At 36.7% G+C, this 18,177-nt stretch carries 14 protein-coding genes; 6 read left to right on the forward strand and 8 right to left on the reverse strand.

Features of this window, described 5'->3' with window-relative positions; all coding sequences use genetic code 11:
• Window positions 1-61: 61 nt before the first annotated feature.
• The 8 genes from ACKTTZ_RS09785 to ACKTTZ_RS09820 all read right to left on the reverse strand — a co-directional run bounded on the left by ACKTTZ_RS09785 (window position 62) and on the right by ACKTTZ_RS09820 (window position 9,709).
• A complete protein-coding gene (locus ACKTTZ_RS09785) occupies window positions 62-2,209 on the reverse strand; it encodes a T9SS type B sorting domain-containing protein (protein WP_407848573.1) in 2,148 nt (715 codons plus the stop codon).
• Between the two features lie 101 nt (window positions 2,210-2,310).
• Entirely contained in the window at window positions 2,311-4,383 is a 2,073-nt protein-coding gene (locus ACKTTZ_RS09790; RefSeq protein ID WP_034691519.1) for a T9SS type B sorting domain-containing protein, read from the reverse strand.
• A gap of 148 nt (window positions 4,384-4,531) precedes the next feature.
• The gene (locus ACKTTZ_RS09795; protein ID WP_407848575.1) at window positions 4,532-5,137 is read right to left on the reverse strand and encodes a tetratricopeptide repeat protein; all 606 of its coding nucleotides are present in this window, start codon (window positions 5,135-5,137) and stop codon (window positions 4,532-4,534) included.
• Between the two features lie 303 nt (window positions 5,138-5,440).
• The gene (locus tag ACKTTZ_RS09800; RefSeq protein ID WP_253316369.1) at window positions 5,441-6,676 is read right to left on the reverse strand and encodes an MFS transporter; all 1,236 of its coding nucleotides are present in this window, start codon (window positions 6,674-6,676) and stop codon (window positions 5,441-5,443) included.
• A 92-nt stretch (window positions 6,677-6,768) separates the two neighbouring features.
• On the reverse strand, window positions 6,769-7,131 hold the full coding sequence (locus ACKTTZ_RS09805) for a hypothetical protein (protein WP_034691515.1): 363 nt from the start codon (window positions 7,129-7,131) through the stop codon (window positions 6,769-6,771).
• Between the two features lie 69 nt (window positions 7,132-7,200).
• Window positions 7,201-8,700, reverse strand: coding sequence for a GH3 auxin-responsive promoter family protein (locus ACKTTZ_RS09810; RefSeq protein ID WP_407848578.1), 1,500 nt, complete (start codon window positions 8,698-8,700; stop codon window positions 7,201-7,203).
• Between the two features lie 135 nt (window positions 8,701-8,835).
• Window positions 8,836-9,132 (reverse strand): hypothetical protein, encoded by a 297-nt coding sequence (locus tag ACKTTZ_RS09815; protein ID WP_034691510.1) that lies wholly within the window; start codon window positions 9,130-9,132, stop codon window positions 8,836-8,838.
• A gap of 181 nt (window positions 9,133-9,313) precedes the next feature.
• Window positions 9,314-9,709 (reverse strand): hypothetical protein, encoded by a 396-nt coding sequence (locus ACKTTZ_RS09820; protein WP_089692803.1) that lies wholly within the window; start codon window positions 9,707-9,709, stop codon window positions 9,314-9,316.
• A gap of 250 nt (window positions 9,710-9,959) precedes the next feature.
• Here ACKTTZ_RS09820 and mfd point away from each other — a divergent pair, with 250 nt between their 5' ends.
• The 6 genes from mfd to ACKTTZ_RS09850 all read left to right on the forward strand — a co-directional run bounded on the left by mfd (window position 9,960) and on the right by ACKTTZ_RS09850 (window position 18,155).
• Entirely contained in the window at window positions 9,960-13,328 is a 3,369-nt protein-coding gene (gene mfd / locus ACKTTZ_RS09825) for a transcription-repair coupling factor (RefSeq protein ID WP_253316371.1), read from the forward strand.
• Window positions 13,329-13,700: 372 nt separating this feature from the next.
• Window positions 13,701-14,522, forward strand: coding sequence for a hypothetical protein (locus ACKTTZ_RS09830; RefSeq protein ID WP_034691501.1), 822 nt, complete (start codon window positions 13,701-13,703; stop codon window positions 14,520-14,522).
• On the forward strand, window positions 14,522-15,349 hold the full coding sequence (locus tag ACKTTZ_RS09835) for a hypothetical protein (protein ID WP_034691499.1): 828 nt from the start codon (window positions 14,522-14,524) through the stop codon (window positions 15,347-15,349). The genes ACKTTZ_RS09830 and ACKTTZ_RS09835 overlap by 1 nt, the downstream gene beginning before the upstream one ends.
• Window positions 15,350-15,357: 8 nt before the next feature.
• Window positions 15,358-16,095, forward strand: coding sequence for a hypothetical protein (locus ACKTTZ_RS09840; protein ID WP_034691498.1), 738 nt, complete (start codon window positions 15,358-15,360; stop codon window positions 16,093-16,095).
• Window positions 16,096-16,247: 152 nt separating this feature from the next.
• Window positions 16,248-17,123, forward strand: a complete 876-nt coding sequence (locus tag ACKTTZ_RS09845; protein ID WP_034691496.1) for a hypothetical protein — start codon at window positions 16,248-16,250, stop codon at window positions 17,121-17,123.
• A gap of 99 nt (window positions 17,124-17,222) precedes the next feature.
• Window positions 17,223-18,155, forward strand: coding sequence for a hypothetical protein (locus ACKTTZ_RS09850; protein ID WP_034691494.1), 933 nt, complete (start codon window positions 17,223-17,225; stop codon window positions 18,153-18,155).
• The last annotated feature ends 22 nt before the right edge of the window (window positions 18,156-18,177 follow it).

Genomic DNA, 18,177 nt, shown 5'->3' on the forward strand with positions numbered 1-18,177 from the left:
ACTTGTTGATAAAAAAAATCACCTCAGTCTGAGGTGATTTTCAAAAAGATGAAGTAAAAACTTATTCTTTATTTTTTACCAATACCCATCCTGAATATTTGGTTTCGGTATTGTCTTTATTGTTTTCGTTCCATGAGATCGTGTACCAGTAAGTTCCGGTTAGGATTTTCTTACCAAAGGCTGTTCCGTCCCAAGTGAAGTTATTCATTTTGTTAGCTTCATGAAGCTTGTTTCCATATCTGTCATATACAATGAAGATAAGGTTTTTCTTGTAAGCTAATGCTGAGTAATCAATAACATCATTTACGTTATCTCCATTCGGAGTAATCGCGTTGATAAGGTTAGGAACAGTAACGGTTACCTGAATAGGAGTACAGTTGTAAGTATCTTTTACATATATCGTATTCTCTCCTCTAGGAAGTCCTGTGAATACGTTAGAATCCTGCCAGTTAACACCGTCAATAGAATATTTGTAAGGAGGAACTCCTCCTGAAGCAGTTACTGTGATGTTGTTGTTGGTAATTTCGATTCCTGAAACCACTGGTTGAAGGCTTGGGTGTACACGTACTTCCTGAAGTGTGAAACATTTTCCGGTCTGAAGTTTTACCCAATAAACCCCAACTCCTACGTTGTTGATAGATTGTGTAGTTTCACCCGTGCTCCATTCGTAGCTTACAAATCCAGGTCCTGCATCCAAAGAGGTTTTGGCTTCAGCACAAATTGTTTTATCTTTTAATACTGCTGATTTTACCGGAGGTAATACAATCAGTTCTATTTTAGCAATTGAATAACACTGTTTGTCATTATCTACTCTTGCATATACTGTTTTGCTTTCTGAAAGATAGTTTAATGCTGCTATAATAGGGTTTGTCTGTGCTTTAGCATCAGCTATAGTTGTATAATATTTAATAATCGTTCCTGTAGGTGTTGGAACAGCTACTCCAATATCTGCCTTGGAAAGATCAAATGTAGAACGGGTAACGTCATTATCAATATAACAGTTTTGAAGTACAGCATCTTTCAGTACCACCGTTGGATAGAATAATAGTCTGATCGTCGTGGTTGCAATACAACCAAAATTGGAAACTACTTTTACATATACAGTTGATTCAGCAGAAACGTAGTTGGTAGGATCTGTAATTTCATTAATTTCAGCATTCATATCCGCAACCGTAGCATAATACTTAATGGTTGCTCCGGTGCCTCCAAATACATTGGCTGTTGTTAAATTATACTTTGCAGTACCGGCTCCATTATTATTACAAGAGTATAATGTGGCTGTATTGGCTGAGATTCCTACATTCACAAACTTGAACTTCCCTGTTATGAAACATCCGTTGATAGGGTTGTCCGGATTGCTTGGGTCTTGGTATACAATTCTGTAATAATATATTGTTGTTCCGTCTACAGTAGCTACCGTAAGTGGATTCTGTCCTGTAAGGGCATCGTTGGTTGTTTTATGATAAGTAACTTTGAAATTCGGGCTGTTACCATTAATAATAGCTGCAGATAGTGTTGTAAAATCAAACTGGGTAGGCAACGCACAAACCATCACCTGATTAGGATCGGTAGGAGTAGCTCCCGGAATACCCGGCGCAATAAATGGATTAGGAGAAAGAATCGGATCGTTAAATGCAGAACTTAAACTTGCCGTTCCTGACCATTCTAAAGAGAAACCATTAACGGATCTACTGAAGTTGTCAATCACTAAATAATAAGTCTGGCCAACCAATACATCCATATAAGGACTCCATTTTCCATTGTTCATACTGGATGTAACACCGGGAGGATTGGTAGGGAATACTGCAGGTGGAGCGAGAGTCAGATCAAGACCTGTATCTCCTGAAGTACCACTATAGTTACATCTTATGGGCTGTATGAAGACGTGATCTGCATTTTGTAATGAAGCACAACCGTTTGCTGTTGGTCCGTAAACTGCAAAATCATAATCATCATCCTGATCGTTAGGTTTTATTTTAAATGCCAGCGTTCCTGGTGTGGATACTGTGAAAGTGTACCAAACTGTATATCTTTCATTGGTGCTGAGGCATCCTCCGTTTTGGTTAAGAATTTCTATAATATTCCCCGGGCCTGAAGGGGTGTATGAGATGTCAGAATTACCACAGATGGGAATTGCTGTGACACAGTCTGACTGTGAATAGGCCATTTGCGCTATCAATAAAATAAAAAGAAGTAATATTTTTTTCATTGTTAAAACTTTTTTTGTTAAACAAACTTGAAATCAATAAATTTTTATCATTATTTGTAAAAGAAAAAGCCGCCAAAGCGGCTTTTTATATTGTGGTGTTTTTATTCTCTGTTTTTTACAACAATCCAACCTGAAAACTTGAAAGGAGTGTTCTTCTTGTCATTCTCATTCCATGTTACAGAATACCAGTAGGTACCTGTTGGAATGTTCTTGCCACCAATTCTACCATCCCATTTGTAACCATTGGATTTGTCTCCCTGATGGATTTTTGTTCCATATCTGTCAAAGATACTCAAAATAAGATTCTGTTTATCAGCCATAGCAGAATAATCCACTACATCATTCACACCATCTCCGTTTGGAGTAATCATATTGATAAGGTTAGGAACCACTACTGCAACTTCAATTGGTTCGCAGTCATAAGCATCTTTTACATATACTTTGTAAGTTCCTCTTGCTACATTGGAGAATACATTAGAAGGCTGCCATAGAATCTTATCCATAGAATACTGATAATCCGGTGTTCCTCCAATAACGTTGATTGTCAAAGTAGTATTGTTAATATCAATATTTGTTACAACTGGTTGCTCAGAAGGATAAACGGTTACCTTTTGAGTGGCAACGCATTCACCTGTTTTTAATTTTACCCAGTAAACGCCTACTCCTACGTCTTTGATAGACTGTGTTGTCGCTCCTGTACTCCATTCATAGCTTTTGAATCCAGGTCCTGCATCTAAAGTGGTAGTGTCTTCTATACAGATAATTTTATCTTTCAATACACTAGATGTTACTGGAGCAATTACTGTTAAACCAATTTTTACCACTACATAACATCCTCTGGTGTCAGATACTCTTACGTATACTAAGCCGCTTGGTGCAATATAATTAGCATTTAAAATTTGGTTGGTTTCATCTATTGCATCTGTCAATGAAGGGAAATATTTTTTCGTGATCCCTGCCTGTGGTGTAATTACAGCAGCGTTATCTAAGTTGAATAATGCTGTAGAAGGATTGGCTTCAATAAAGCATGATCTTAATTCTGCATCTTTTGCAATGATTTGCGGATAGAACTTAAGGGTGATTTCTGCAATATCACTACATCCAAATACAGAAGTTACTTTTACATATATTTTACCTTCAGCAGAAACAAACTGATAGATATTGGTGATCTCATTGATTGAGTTGTTCAGATCATATAACGTGTAATAATATTTTTTAGTTGCCGTTGGATCAGCAAAAACTGCTGCAGTGGTAAGATCATACATTGCCGTACCTGCATTGTTATTATTACAACTTGTCAGCGTTACATCGGTAGCGGTGATCGTTCCATCTTTAAATTTAAATTTACCAGTCTGTCTACATTTATTAATAGGGCTGTTGGGGTTAGTCGGGTCAGTATAGTTGATACTGTAGAAATAAACACCAACAGGGGTAACTGTTTGAGGGCCAACAAGAGGGTTGTTACCTGTTAAAGCATCGTTCTGACTTGTGTGGTAGCTAATGTTGAAGTTAGGGTTACCATTAAGAATACCTGCGGATAATGATGCGAAATCAAAAGTCGCCGGATTTGAACAGATTACTACTTCTCTTGGGTCAGCAGGATTAGCTCCTGGAATTCCCGGTGGGATAAATGGATGAGGTTGTATATTCGGATCTGTAAATGGAGATGATAGAGTAGCTGTTCCACCCCATGATAATTTGAATCCGTTAGCTGTTTCTCTGTGGTTGTTTACAATGATATAGTAAGTCTGACCAGGCAATACATCCATGTATTTTACCCATTTGTCTCCTGTTGCATCCTCACTAAGGTCAGTAGCGGTCATATTAAGACCTGTGTTTCCACTTTGTCCGGAATAAGAACAACGGATGGGAGCTCCCAGGTTTCCGCAAGACTTGTTAGGTCCGTATACTCCAAAGTCATAATCATCTCCCTGGTCGTTAGGGATAATTTCGAAAGTAAGAGTTCCTCCTGTAGCTATGGTAAAAGAATACCATACGGAGTACTTTTCGTCAGAAGTTAAACATCCACCCAGGTCTTCTGCAATGTCTCCGTGCCCGCCTGGTGTATATGAAATGTCAGAGTTACCGCAGACTGCCATTGCAGTGCCACAATCTGATTGTGCAAATAAAATATGTGAAAATATGATTAATAAAACAAGTAATGTTTTTTTCATGAGAATTAATTTTAAAACAAATAGTAAAAGTGTTTAATTACTAAAAAATGCTATTCTTTATCTGATACAAATGAATTTCTAAGTCTTTCCTATCAAAAAAAAAATTGATCATCCCAATCTATTCGGGAGATCATACATTTTTTTGCTGTTAATTTGTTCCGATCAGCTGTTTTCCCCAGATAGGTGAACTGGATGAAGGGTCTGATGTTTCAAATTCTTTGGCTGCTTTTTGATATAATTTTATAGCTTCAGTCTTATTTCCTTGTTTTTCTGCCATTTCAGCTTTTAAGAAGGATAATCTTGGGCTGCTTTTTAAAGTGGTTTCAGCTTTATTCATGTAGCTGGTAACTGTCTTTAATTCTTTTTGTGGATCTGTAGCTGTTTTTATTCTGATTTTCTGAAAATGAATAAGAGCAAGCAGAAGGTTTACTTCTCCGTTGTTCTTTTCGGAAGCAAGTACCTGCATAGCCAGTTTTCTTGCAGTCTCATTAGGCTCTCCAAGAGGGCTGTTCGGACTGTTCTTTAAAAGGAAATTGGTTTTAAGATACAATGCTGCAGCTGCGTAATAATTGGCTTTCCATTTTTCTGAAGTTTTAGCCTCTGAAAACTTAGAGAAAAGTGTATCATAGTCGTTTTCTGTTTTAGCTTCATTGAGCTGCAAAACAGATTGTTGTAAGGTTTGGTCTGAAAAAAATTGAGCATTCATCAGAGAACCTGTCACGAGAAAGCTCAAAATTAGTAAAAGTTTAGTCATAGGGGGATATTTTATGAAGCAAATATAAAAAATTATTAACGTTAAATTAAAGATTTTGAGATATATTTAATGAAAGTAACGTATTGGTTTTAAATATTGTATTTTCTTATTTTGGTTAGATTATGTAGAGATCGTAAAGATATTGGTGCTTTTGATGAATATTTAAGGTTTAATTCTTTTATAAATTTTTAAAAAACAGCTATAAAACAAAAATCAGAATAGAAAACGTTCTATTCTGATTTTAAGTATTTCGAATTCTGATTTTTTTTGTATCAGATTTTAAATAGACTGATAAACAATTAGTTAATATTGCATCTTTCTCAGTTTAGGATTGGTGCTTCCTACAACAAGGGCCACTAAAACAGTCATGCAGCCACCAAATACCACAGAGCGTACAACTCCCAGTAGTTTGGCCATAAGTCCACTTTCGAATTGTCCCATTTCATTGCTGGACATGATGAAAATTGAATTCACACTCAGAACACGTCCTCTGATGTGATCCGGTGTTTTTAACTGTACAATGGTACCTCGGATAACCACGGAAATTCCATCCAGCATTCCGCTCATCACCAGGAACATAAAAGATAGCCAGTATAATTTTGAGAGCCCGAATCCAATAATGCATAGCCCGAATCCGGTAACTACTACAAGAAGTATTTTTCCCTGATTTTTGCGAAGAGGAACAATAGATAAAATAGTAATAATACACATGGAGCCAATGTCTGAAGCAGCATTCAGTAAGCCGAAACCTTCAGCTCCTGAATTCAGGATGTCTGTCGCAAATACAGGGATCATAGCAACTGCTCCGCCAAAAAGTACTGCAAACATATCAAGACATAAAGCTCCCAGAATCTCCTTGGTTTTAAAAATATAAGAAATTCCTTCGCGCATGCTTTCTACTACATTTACTGTTTCCTTTTTGTATTCCGAATACTGTTTTTGAAGTTGCCAGAAAAATAATGAAGCAACAAATATGAGTGCTAAAATAGCAACCAGAGTCCATTTTACACCGATAAATCCAATAAGAACACCACCAATAGCATGTCCGCAAACAGAAGAGATCAGAAAAGTAGCCTGGTTTAGAGTCACGGCATTCGGAAGATTTTCCTTCTTTACAATTTTAGGAATCATGGAAGGAACAATAGGACCGATAAATGCCCTTGCTATTCCCGTAAAAAAGATAACTCCATAAATATAATAAGTAATCTGATGGCCTGTAAAGTGCATTTCTACATCCAGGAAGGCTGGGATCAGCAGAAGCCCGATCAGGAAAATATAAGCATAATTGCAGATGAGAAGCAGTCTCTTCTTTTCATTCATATCAATAACATGTCCTGCATACAGCGCACAGCTTACCGCAGGAATCACTTCTGAAAGTCCGATAAGACCTATTGAAAAAGGATCTTTTGTTAATTGATACACCCACCATCCAAGTAAAGTGGCAAGCATTCTGAAAGCTAAAACAATAAAAAATCTCCCGGTGAGAAGATTTCTGAACTCAACATTTTGTAATGTTTGTAACGGGGTAAAGGAAATCATGAACAAAAATAGCCCTAAAAATTTATTTAGGGCTATCCATATGACAATTTTTGAAAGATATATTAAATATATCTCAAAAGATAAAATCTATTTTAGTCAGCTCTTGATGAACTCAATACGATGGCTGCAACACCTGCTGCTCCAATGATTGTAGCTCCTGCGGCAATTCTTGCCTTTCTTCTGTCTTTTACAGCGGCTACATTGGATTTAGGAATAATTACTTCTGTACTGTCTTTTTTACCGGCTGTACCTACAAGATTTTCACCAACGACGTTTCTGAATAAGATGGTCTGCTTCGGAGAGCCGTCTCTCATAGTTACTTTATATACTTTTCCGGCTTCAAGATTAGAGTAGTTGTTTTTTGAAATATCTTCGCTGTATTTTGTAGTAGCACAAGATGTAATAACAAATAAAGATGTTAGTAAAGACGATTTCAACAGTACAGATGCTTTCATTATTTTCTTTTAGTTTTTCAAATTTATAATTTTTTTCGAATATACGTTTTTGGAATTGAAAAAAAATGATTAAAGTTTGTAAATTTCTAACAGATTTGCAATCTTTCTGTCGTTAGCCAATCTCGGAGTCTTGTTTTGACCGCCTAATTTTCCCTGGGACTTGGCATATTCATGAAAAGCATTTTTTTTAAGCCTCGTAATCTGTAATTTCTGTAAAATATTTCCTGAAATCAAATCATCGTAATATGTATTTCTTGCCCGAAGCTGTTGATCCAGTTCATCTCTGAATGCTTCTAAATGCTCAGGCTCTTTTTCAAATTCAATCAGCCATTCGTGGTAAGGAAGTCCTTCTGTGGGATTTACCTGTGGTGCCAGATGGAATTCCGTAATCTGCGCAGGATATTTTTCAAGAGTCGCTTTCAAAGCTTCTTCTACCTCGAATGCTATCACATGTTCTCCAAAAGCGGAGGTGAAATGTTTGGTTCTCCCGCTTACCAAAACCCTGTACGGATCTTTACTGATGAATCTTACAACATCTCCGATAGAATAGGCCCATAACCCGGAATTAGTCGTAAGAATTAATGCATAATCTTTATGAAGTTCGATTTCTTTTAATGTTAATCTCCTTGCTCCAGGCTTACCATATTCTTCCAAAGGAATGAATTCGTAGAAAATTCCATGATTGGTCAATAGCAGTAGTCCTTCTTTGGTATAATCATCCTGAAAAGCAAAAAAACCTTCAGAAGCAGGGAAAGTCTGAACAATGTCTACTTTACCTCCCAATAACTCTTCCATTTTATCACGATAGGGTTCATAGTTGACTCCTCCGGTTACAATAAGCTGCAGATTGGGGAAAAGCTGTTTGATCTTTTTATCATGTTTTTCTGTCAACTTCTCAAAATACATGATCAGCCATGGCGGAATTCCTGAGATCAGTGTCATGTTTTCATGTTCCGTTTCTTCAATGATTTTATCTACTTTGGTTTCCCAGTCTTCCATAATATTGGTTTCCCAGCTTGGCAGACGGTTTTTCTGAAGATAATTAGGAATATGATGGGCTACAATACCGGAAAGTCTTCCTGTTTTTATCCCAAATACTTCTTCCAGTTCCGGACTGCCCTGAAGGAAAATCATTTTTCCATTCACAAAATCAGCGTTATTCTTTTTACTGATATAATGAAATAAAGCACTTTGAGCTCCGGCTATCTGAAAAGGCATTCCTTCCTTGGAAATCGGAATATATTTAGATCCGGAAGTTGTTCCCGAAGTTTTGGCAAAATATTCAGGAGTTTCTGTCCATAAAATATTAGCCTGACCTTTTTTAACTCTTTCAATATAAGGTTTCAGATCTTCATAGTCGGCTACAGGAACTCTGTCCTGAAATTCTTTTACAGAATGAATGTTTTCAAAATCATGTTCCCGCCCAAAAAGAGTTTTTTGAGCTGTGTTCACTAGAGAAAGTAGTAAGTCCTCCTGGTTTTTCTCAGCATTTTTTTTGAAATCCTCCGCTTTTTGAACATGTTTCTTTGCCCAGATCAGCGCCGCATTTTTCTTGAAGAAGTTTAACATGGGTCAAATTTATAAATAAGTAGAGAATCTGGAATCATTTTTTACGAAGCTTCACATAAAAAAACCGATGGAACAAGTTCCACCGGCTTTTCGAAATTTGATTATGAAAATAACAACTATATGTTAATGTTATGCTTATTTGTTTGCTTTGTACCTTTTATCGGGAGTACCGTCTTTTTTCAGGTGTTTGTTTTCTTTATATCTCTTATCCGGAGTGCCGTCTTTTTTCATTTTAGCAGCCGGTTGTGCAGGCTTCGCCGCTTTTGCATCCATTGCCGGTTTTGCAGCTTTTACTTCAGCTGGTTTAACAGCTTTTGCTGTAGTTGCTTTTACAGGTGGGTGTGCCGTAGCACCTGTAGCGGGAGCAGTCTGCTGAGCAGTGGCAAGTCCTAATCCAAGGATCAAAGACATTGCAGATAAGAATTTTTTCATAAGAATTATTGTTTGTTTTTTGTTGAATAAAGATATACAAAAAGCAGGCTAGAAAATTGAGATTTTCAAACTTAACTAAAGTTTATTACAGCTTAAAAAAAAATTAAAACACTTCATTTACAATGAAAAAGCCTGTCTTCAAAAATAAAGACAGGCTTGAATAATATATAAATAGACATGGCTAGCGCGTACAATTGGCTGTCCACGTTTTGCCATCCTTGACATACAGAATTTTTAAAACATTGTTATCAATTCTGATATAAGAGGTTGCTGTAGAACCAATCATCACCAGCGTATGATCTCCTTCCTGATTAAACTCTATTCCGTTAAGATCCGGAATGCTGTTTGAGAAAGCGAAATTATACTTGGTGCCGCTGGCGATCTTCGTTACAAATACACTTCCGTTATCTGTGCTGATATTGGTAGAGCCTCCATCTTTATAAGAAACACTTCCTTTATAGGTTCCTGCAAAAAATTCATTGTTTACAGGGTCGTCATCTTTACTGCACGACGAAAAAGATACTGCGGTAAATACCAACAGCATCATCACTCCTAAGATTTTAATTGCTTTTTTCATAATACTATTCTTAATGTTTGGTTAGGCAGGAAGTCCCAAACACTATGCCATGGGCGAATACTTGAATTTTTTTAACAGGTTATTAGATAAAATTGTAAAAAATTAAGATTTATTGCCTAAGTGCTTCATTTTAAATCTGAAAGTTGCTCTGTTTTTGAAACAAAGAAAAAAATATCCGTACCTTTGTATAGCAATAAACGGTTTCGGAAAACTCCCGAAATCGCTTTTGTCGTTTATACCATTACTATTTATGCAGTTAAAATCCATCAATGAAAAGTTCCTTCCAGACCTTATGCAGAAAGAGTTTGGGAAAGAAATTTTTACCCAGTTAGAAAACAGTCAGCATATTGCTGTAAAAGGAAGTGCAGGATCTTCAGTTTCTATTTTTGTAGCTGAGCTCTTTTTGGTTCAGAAGAAGAATATTCTTTATCTGGTAGATGATAAGGAAGATGCATTGTATGCCAATACAGAGATGGAAGATCTTCTGGGTAAGGATAAAGTGCTGTATTTTCCGGCAACCCATCTTGAACCTTATCAGGTAGAAAAGACTCAAAATGCCAATCTGGTGTTAAGAACTGAGGTTCTTAATAAAATCAATTCCGGAAGATCTCCGAAAGTGATTGTGGCTTATGCTGGTGCTTTATCTGAAAAGGTTTTGAAAAAAGAAGATTTCAAAGCAATTTCTCATCATATTAAAGTGGGAGATCAGCTGGATTTTGATTTTGTGGACGAACTGCTTAATCATTATCATTTCCAGCAGGCTGATTTCGTTTCTGAACCGGGAGAATTTTCAGTGAGAGGAGGAATTGTAGATGTGTTTTCCTATTCATATGAAAAGCCATACAGGATTACCTTCTTTGGGAATGAAGTGGAAAGCATTAAAACTTTTGATATCGAAACACAGCTTTCGGTAGATAAAGTAAAGGATTTCCAGTTGGTTTCCAACATGAATTTTTCAGTAACGGGAACAAGGGTTTCTCTCTTGCAGCTATTGCCTAAAGAAAGTTTTGTAGTTTCTAAAAACGGAATGGTGGGAATGCAGAAGATCAGAACATTCTACGAAAAGTCTTTGGAAAAGTACGATACATTAAGTAAAGATATTGCCCACAGAACCCCGCAGGAACTTTTTATTTCTGATCAGGAATTTCTCTTCGATTATAAAAAATTCAAAACGGTTGATTTTGGAGGAGTAATCATTGAAGGGTTAAAAGAAGTAACCGAAGTTAAAATGGAACAGCTTCCACAGCCTTCTTTTCATAAAAACTTTGAACTACTGATTGAAGATATTGAAGAAAAGCAGAATGGAGGATTTGATACCTGGATTTCTTTTTCAACAGAAAAACAGAAAGAAAGACTGGAATCTATCTTTGAAGAGCTTGAACACGAGCTTCCATTTAAAAGTTTTAAATCTGAACTTCATGAAGGATTTGTAGATAACGGACACAAACTGCTGGTTTATACGGATCATCAGATCTTTGACCGTTATCAGAGATATAAAGCGAAAAATACTTTTGCAAAATCTGAGCAGCTTACCCTGAAAGACCTGATGTCTCTGAAAATTGGAGATTATATTGCTCACATTGATCATGGAATCGGGAAATTTATGGGATTGGTGAAAGTGAATAATGACGGAAAGATTCAGGAATGTTTCAAACTGACCTATAAAAATGGAGACTTATTATATGTAAGTATTCACTCTTTACATAAAATATCGAAATACAACGGACCGGATGGAAGAGAGATCGTTCTGAGTAAACTTGGATCTCCAACCTGGAAATCTTTAAAACAGAAAACAAAAGCGAAGGTAAAACAGATTGCTTTTGACCTTATTCAATTATATGCCCAGAGGAAAACGGCAAAAGGTTTTGCTTATACTCCGGATTCTTATCTGCAGAACGAATTGGAGGCCAGCTTTATTTATGAAGATACTCCGGACCAGGAAAAAGCTACCGTAGATGTAAAGAGAGATATGGAAGCGGATACGGTAATGGACAGACTTGTTTGTGGTGACGTAGGTTTCGGTAAAACGGAAGTTGCGATCAGAGCAGCGTTTAAAGCGGCAACAGATGGTAAGCAGGTTGCGGTATTGGTTCCTACTACTATCCTTGCTTTTCAGCATTACCGAAGTTTTAAAGAAAGACTTAAAGATTTTCCTGTCAACGTTGCTTATGTCAATAGATTCAGAACAGCTAAGCAGAAATCGGAAACTTTAGAGGCTTTAAAGAACGGGAAAGTAGACATTATCATCGGAACGCATCAATTGGTAAGCAGTTCGGTGAAGTTTAAAGATCTGGGTTTATTAATTATTGATGAAGAACATAAGTTCGGGGTTTCAGTAAAAGATAAACTGAAAACTCTGAAAAATAATGTGGATACCCTGACGCTTACGGCAACTCCTATTCCGAGGACTTTACAGTTCTCGTTAATGGCAGCAAGGGATTTATCCGTTATCAAAACACCACCACCAAACAGACAGCCTGTAGATACCCAATTAATCGGATTCAACGAAGAAACGCTTCGTGATGCTGTTTCTTACGAGCTTCAGAGGGACGGGCAGGTTTACTTTATCAATAACAGAATTGAAAACCTGAAAGATATTGCAGGACTTATTCAGAGGCTGGTTCCGGATGCAAGAGTGATTACAGGACATGGGCAAATGGAAGGGAAGCAGCTTGAAAAGAATGTTCTGGATTTTATGGAAGGGAAATATGACGTTCTTGTGTCCACTACCATCGTAGAAAGTGGGGTAGATGTTCCGAATGCCAATACTATTTTCATCAATGATGCGCAAAGATTTGGAATGGCAGATCTGCATCAGATGAGAGGAAGGGTAGGACGTAGTAACAGAAAAGCATTCTGTTATCTGATTACTCCGCCATATGATATGATGACTTCGGATGCCAGAAAACGTTTGGAAGCTATTGAACAGTTTTCAGATCTGGGAAGTGGTTTCCAGATTGCGATGAAAGATCTGGAGATTCGTGGTGCCGGTGATCTTTTGGGTGCTGAACAAAGTGGGTTTATCAATGAAATGGGGTTTGAAACGTATCAGAAACTAATGCAGGAAGCTTTAGAAGAATTAAAAGACGATGCTGATTTTGAAAGCCTTTTTGAAAATGAAGAAGACAGACAAAAACTTTTCAAATCTGTGAAGGATGTCAATATTGATACCGATTTAGAGTTGATGTTACCGGATTCATATATTTCTAATACAGAAGAAAGGCTGTTGCTGTATCAGAAAATTGCGGAAATTACTAATGAAGCAGACCTTCATCAGTTTGAGCTGGAGCTGATTGACCGTTTCGGAGCATTGCCGAAAGAAGCTGTCAACCTTTTGAAGAGTGTTTCCTTGAAGTGGCTTGCTTCTGATATCGGTTTTGAAAAGATTGTCATGAAAAACGGAGTGTTTTTAGGATACTTCCCGGGGAATCCTCAGGATAAGTTTTATCAGACAGACAGATTCCGACATATTATTAATTATCTGACCCGAAATCCGGCTGAAGCCCAGCTTAAAGAGAAGTCAGGAAAAGAAGGTAATCAATTGATGATGAGGAAAGAAAGAGTGAAAAATGTAGATGAGGTCAATCTGTTGTTGAAAGCAATTATTGAACATGATTAAATTTATTTTCCATTTGCTGAAAATAATATCATAAAAATTATTAGAAACGTGTAAAAAGATTAATTTTTACACGTTTTTTTTGTGATTGTTATCATGTTTTTCTTTTGTAATATTCCTGTTGAAGAGAATTAAGGCGCTTTTTAAGGGGCTAAAATCACTTTTTAATGATAAAAGAAATCCCGCAAAGTCCCGTACAGTAAGGGTTTGAGATCTTATCTTGTTGTTTTTATACATGGAAAGTAGAGTTATGTAGTAATAATTCTACTTTTTAGTATTATTAATTCTATGCTCTAATATGTTTATTTCTATAGGCTTATAGATGTATAACTGGAATTTTTTGGACTTCGTTGCTTAACTTTGCAGTCCTTAATTATGAAAACAATTATACATTGCTGCGTGGCTGGACTTTTTTCGTTCTATGCTAACGCACAGGTGGGAATAGGTACTGCAAAACCCAAATCTGTTCTTGATGTGAACGGAAAAACCACCTTAAGAAAAGAACTTAGAGTAGGCGGTAGTTCAACTCAGGCTGGAGATGCCGGATTGAATGGCCAGGTTTTGGTTTCTCAGGGTGAGGGTTTGCCTCCTGTGTGGAAATCTTTGAATGTTTCCTTTATGGAAGAGGGACAGTATAAGCTGATTAATTCTTATCTGTCATCGGATCAAACGGGTATTAATTCACTTACGGACGGTATCGCTGGTGATGGTATCTACACGAACAACGTGGGAGATAACATTACTGATAACACGAAAGGTAATTGGAAAAAAATAGGCGGGCTCGACAATACTTTTACCATCAAAAATGGAAAGAACAGACTTACCTATCAGTTCCAGACAGGAATTGAAATGAAAGCATCCACATCTACCACAATACAGAGTGTCAGATTTGCCTGCGGTGTTTTCAGAAACGGAGCATTGGTAGCTGTACGTCCGGATAGAATTGCTTCCAATAACAACAGCGGAAAAGCGGGTCTTCAGGATTATATCTTTACTCTTAATTATACGGAGCAGAACGTTCCTGTGGGAGTTCACAATATTGAAATTGCATGCAGAAAGATTGATACATCAAGCTCTACTTCACAATTTACTATTGGACGAAATGTAGATTCTTCAAATGGTGCTTCCAGTGCTTTTACATTGGAATCTACAATGAAAATGGATGTTATCGAATACGTGAGCTATAAAAACAACTAATGATGAAAAAACTATTATCAACGCTGCTTCTTAGCATAGGTCTTTTGGCAACAGCTCAAATAGGAATAAAAACAGACGCTCCACAGGCAAAACTTGATGTAAACGGAGATGCGAATTTCAGAAAGAAAATTGCTGTCCAGAACGCTGCTGATAACTCAATCTTTCAAGGGAACAATGATCAGCTTCTTGTGTCTCAGGGAGAAGGCTTTGCTCCGATCTGGAAGTCACTTCGTATTCCTGAATATGAACCTAATAAATTTTATCTTATATACAACAATTCCTTTTCAGATAAAGTAGGAATTACTTTCTCTTCTTCAGAGAACTCTTCGGTAAGCATGGCTTCAAGAGGAGGAACTTTTACGAAAGGAAAAGAGTATAGTACCCTTACCAATTTTAAGATAATAAACGGACTTTCACAAACCATCAACGTTTACAGTACTCAAAGTAAGGCGTATTTTCAGTTTGAAACGGTTGTACAGGCAGATTTTACGGCGGCAGGAAGTACAGATAACTCCATAGATTATGCATGTGGTATTTTTGTGGATAATAAACTGGTAAACCTGAGACAGAGAAATCTAAAGGCAATTACCACTTCATATCCTTTCCTTACCCATACTCAAATCGGGATTGTAGATAATTTATCTCAGGGTAATCATACCGTTAGCGTTGCCTGTACAAGATTAGGCTCTTATGGAGCTTCAGGTGCAGGAAATACCCTTACTATAGGAACTAATGTGTATAGCAATATCAATAGCTTTATTTCACAGTCTTCTCTTAAAGTTGACGTATATGAAGTTCCTGAAGTATTTAACACGATTATAAACTAAGACGGATTATGAAAAAAATATTATTTGTAACATCACTTTTAGTAGCTGTTGCAACAAATGCCCAAGTGGGTATTAATACTCCTAATCCGACTAATATGCTGGATGTAAACGGAGATCTCAATATCAGAAAAGAATTAAGAACAGGAGGTACTGATGTATTAAAAGGGTCTGCCGGAGAAGCAGGTGACATATTTCACAATAATACGGATTTAGACGCTAATGACTGGAAATCTATTAAAATTGCCGACGGGCAGGGAAGTATGTCTGTGTTTTCCATCAACACCGTTTCGGATAAAACCGGAGTAAGTTTTTCTGGAAGTAGCGGGGCAACTAACCCTTATACTGATGGGGAAGCCCTGACTGGAGGGTGGACGGTAATTCCTGGAACTGTGGATACATTCTCTGTAACCAATGGTACGAATAAAGCTACTTTCTCATTTCAGACGACGATTCAGAAAACAGGAACAAATTCTGCAAGTTTTGCCTGTGGAGTTTTTGTTGATAATGCCCTTAGAGCAGTGAGAACGGATGTGTTATTGGGAGACAGCGGTGCTTATAAGATTTTTAATCTTAATGCTACTCTTACTAATCTTACTCCTAAAAACCAATATTCTGTTAAAGTTGCCTGTATAAAAAGAGCTATTTCAGGAACAACTCTTGGAATAGGAAGAGCAGTGGATACGACCTTCCTCAACAGCGATATGTCACAGTCTGTTTTGACAACATCCATATTGCAACCTTATTAATTTTCATCATAATACAATAATAGGAAATCTAAAAACGTTATGTTTTTAGATTTTTTTTGTTTATTAAGTCTATTTCTTGTGAATTTGTTCAGATAAAGTAAAGTGTATTATCGAAAATTGAATTATATTTGGACAAGCTAAAAAAATTCTATATGGTAAAAAACTATTTTTTTAAAATATTTGCCGGTATTGCTTTTCTTGGGCTGCTGACAGCATGTAATACTACCTCAGATCCCACAGAATCCATCCCAAATCCGGATGACGGAACTCCTCCTAAAAAGATTTTAACGAAGGTAAATTCGAATAATGTTTCTCAGGAAGATTATACTACAACCGCTGTAACCGGAAATCTGCAGACTGCTGTCTCTAAAGATGAATCTTTTGCCGGAACTGCTTATTATACAGGAACCGTAACGTATACCGATAAAAATATCACTAAAATTAAATATGTAAGTTCAGCGGCATCCAGCCTTACTTATGAATTTAATATCGTTCCTGATGCTACAGGTAAAAAGATTTATAACGCTACTTCTACCGCTACGGGGGCAACTCCATCTGCTTCTGTTGTAAGCGACTATACATTTACCTATGATCCGGTTAACAGCAGGCTTACTAAAATTCTTGAGAAGAGAAAAGAAGGAGGAATCAGTGCTTATAACAAATTTATTGATTATTCTTTTGTGTATAATGGAGAAAATGTGATTCAGGTCGTTCGCTCCAAAGGTCTGTTGGATATCAACGGAAACCCGAATATGAGTACTGCGGTAATAAGCAAGTTTAGTTTTCAAAACTATGATGCTCAGAAAAGCCCATATTCTACACTGCCATCAGTGTATTTCATCACGCGAAGTCTGATCGACCCTGTTCAATTCTATAAAATATCTCCGAACAATCCTACTTCTATGTTTATAGAATTGCCATCACCAGCTACTCCTGTTAATACCTCTCAAAGTTATTCTTATGATAATCAAGGGTATGTGGTTGTTGAAAAAAATCAGAATGTAACTTTTACCTATAAAAACTTATAGAAGAAATAGAGTTATTAATCTTACCAGAATATAAATAATAATCTAATTTTTAGGCAAAAAAAAATTATATTTGTCAAAAAAATAATCAATTACAAGGAAATGAAGCAAATTTTCTATTTTATTTTACTAATCGCAGGTTTTTCCTCAATACATTCCTGCAAGGACATGCTGGATGAGGATGGAAATCCATTATTGGATCTTAACAATACAGGAGGCTTAAGCGGTCCCAGAGCATTATACAGAGAAATTACAGATAAAGATACTATCGCAGAATATCAGTACAGCGGACTTCTTGTGACTAAAGTAATCACAGACAGTGCTTCTATCACTGATATTATGTACAGTGGTGATAAAATCAGCCAGATTAATTTCAATGGTTTCCTTGATCTAGACGGAAACGGAAAACTGGATAAAGACAGTGTATCATACACTCAATTATTCACTTATGCAAACAATAACAAACTGCAGCTTATTTCTGAAAACCGTTCAACCTTCAGAAGAACTCCGCCTGTAATACCTGGAGGGCCTGTGGGACCACAGACATTACTGAAAAAAGAGAAAACTGCTTATCAGGTTAAATACAGTACTGCTACAGGAAAACTGGATTCAATCATTATGAGAAACGGACCAGATGTACCAGGAGCTCCACTTAATTTTACAGATTATTCAAAAACAGGTTATACTTATGTAGGAGACAATGTCTCTAAAGTAGTAAGAAACTACGGAACAATGACCGGTGGATCGTTTGGTCCTGTTACTGGAAAATATAGCTACGAATACTATGCTTATGATGAGCAGGTAAGCCCATTCACATTGTTGCCACATGTATATAAAATTTCAAGATTATTATCTACAATCATCAATGACAAAGAAAGTCTTATCTTATCTCCAAACAACCCTAAGAGATGGTCGGTAACAGATCTTACACCACCCATTCCAACTCCGATTGTGAAGAGTACCAATTACGTTTACGATCCTCAGACTTACATGACAAAAGGATACGGCGTTAATTATATCTATAAACCACAATAGAAGAATTTTTAACAATATTCAA

It is taken from the genome of Chryseobacterium sp. KCF3-3, from assembly GCF_045865955.1.
In the GTDB taxonomy this organism is placed as follows: domain Bacteria; phylum Bacteroidota; class Bacteroidia; order Flavobacteriales; family Weeksellaceae; genus Chryseobacterium.

What these genes read in the sequence shown, in the direction of transcription:
- ACKTTZ_RS09785 (WP_407848573.1), bottom strand. Translation starts at nt 2,209, where the DNA reads ATGAAAAAAATATTACTTCTTTTTATTTTATTGATAGCGCAAATGGCC.
- ACKTTZ_RS09790 (WP_034691519.1), bottom strand. Translation starts at nt 4,383, where the DNA reads ATGAAAAAAACATTACTTGTTTTATTAATCATATTTTCACATATTTTA.
- ACKTTZ_RS09795 (WP_407848575.1), bottom strand. Translation starts at nt 5,137, where the DNA reads ATGACTAAACTTTTACTAATTTTGAGCTTTCTCGTGACAGGTTCTCTG.
- ACKTTZ_RS09800 (WP_253316369.1), bottom strand. Translation starts at nt 6,676, where the DNA reads ATGATTTCCTTTACCCCGTTACAAACATTACAAAATGTTGAGTTCAGA.
- ACKTTZ_RS09805 (WP_034691515.1), bottom strand. Translation starts at nt 7,131, where the DNA reads ATGAAAGCATCTGTACTGTTGAAATCGTCTTTACTAACATCTTTATTT.
- ACKTTZ_RS09810 (WP_407848578.1), bottom strand. Translation starts at nt 8,700, where the DNA reads ATGTTAAACTTCTTCAAGAAAAATGCGGCGCTGATCTGGGCAAAGAAA.
- ACKTTZ_RS09815 (WP_034691510.1), bottom strand. Translation starts at nt 9,132, where the DNA reads ATGAAAAAATTCTTATCTGCAATGTCTTTGATCCTTGGATTAGGACTT.
- ACKTTZ_RS09820 (WP_089692803.1), bottom strand. Translation starts at nt 9,709, where the DNA reads ATGAAAAAAGCAATTAAAATCTTAGGAGTGATGATGCTGTTGGTATTT.
- mfd (WP_253316371.1), top strand. Translation starts at nt 9,960, where the DNA reads ATGCAGTTAAAATCCATCAATGAAAAGTTCCTTCCAGACCTTATGCAG.
- ACKTTZ_RS09830 (WP_034691501.1), top strand. Translation starts at nt 13,701, where the DNA reads ATGAAAACAATTATACATTGCTGCGTGGCTGGACTTTTTTCGTTCTAT.
- ACKTTZ_RS09835 (WP_034691499.1), top strand. Translation starts at nt 14,522, where the DNA reads ATGATGAAAAAACTATTATCAACGCTGCTTCTTAGCATAGGTCTTTTG.
- ACKTTZ_RS09840 (WP_034691498.1), top strand. Translation starts at nt 15,358, where the DNA reads ATGAAAAAAATATTATTTGTAACATCACTTTTAGTAGCTGTTGCAACA.
- ACKTTZ_RS09845 (WP_034691496.1), top strand. Translation starts at nt 16,248, where the DNA reads ATGGTAAAAAACTATTTTTTTAAAATATTTGCCGGTATTGCTTTTCTT.
- ACKTTZ_RS09850 (WP_034691494.1), top strand. Translation starts at nt 17,223, where the DNA reads ATGAAGCAAATTTTCTATTTTATTTTACTAATCGCAGGTTTTTCCTCA.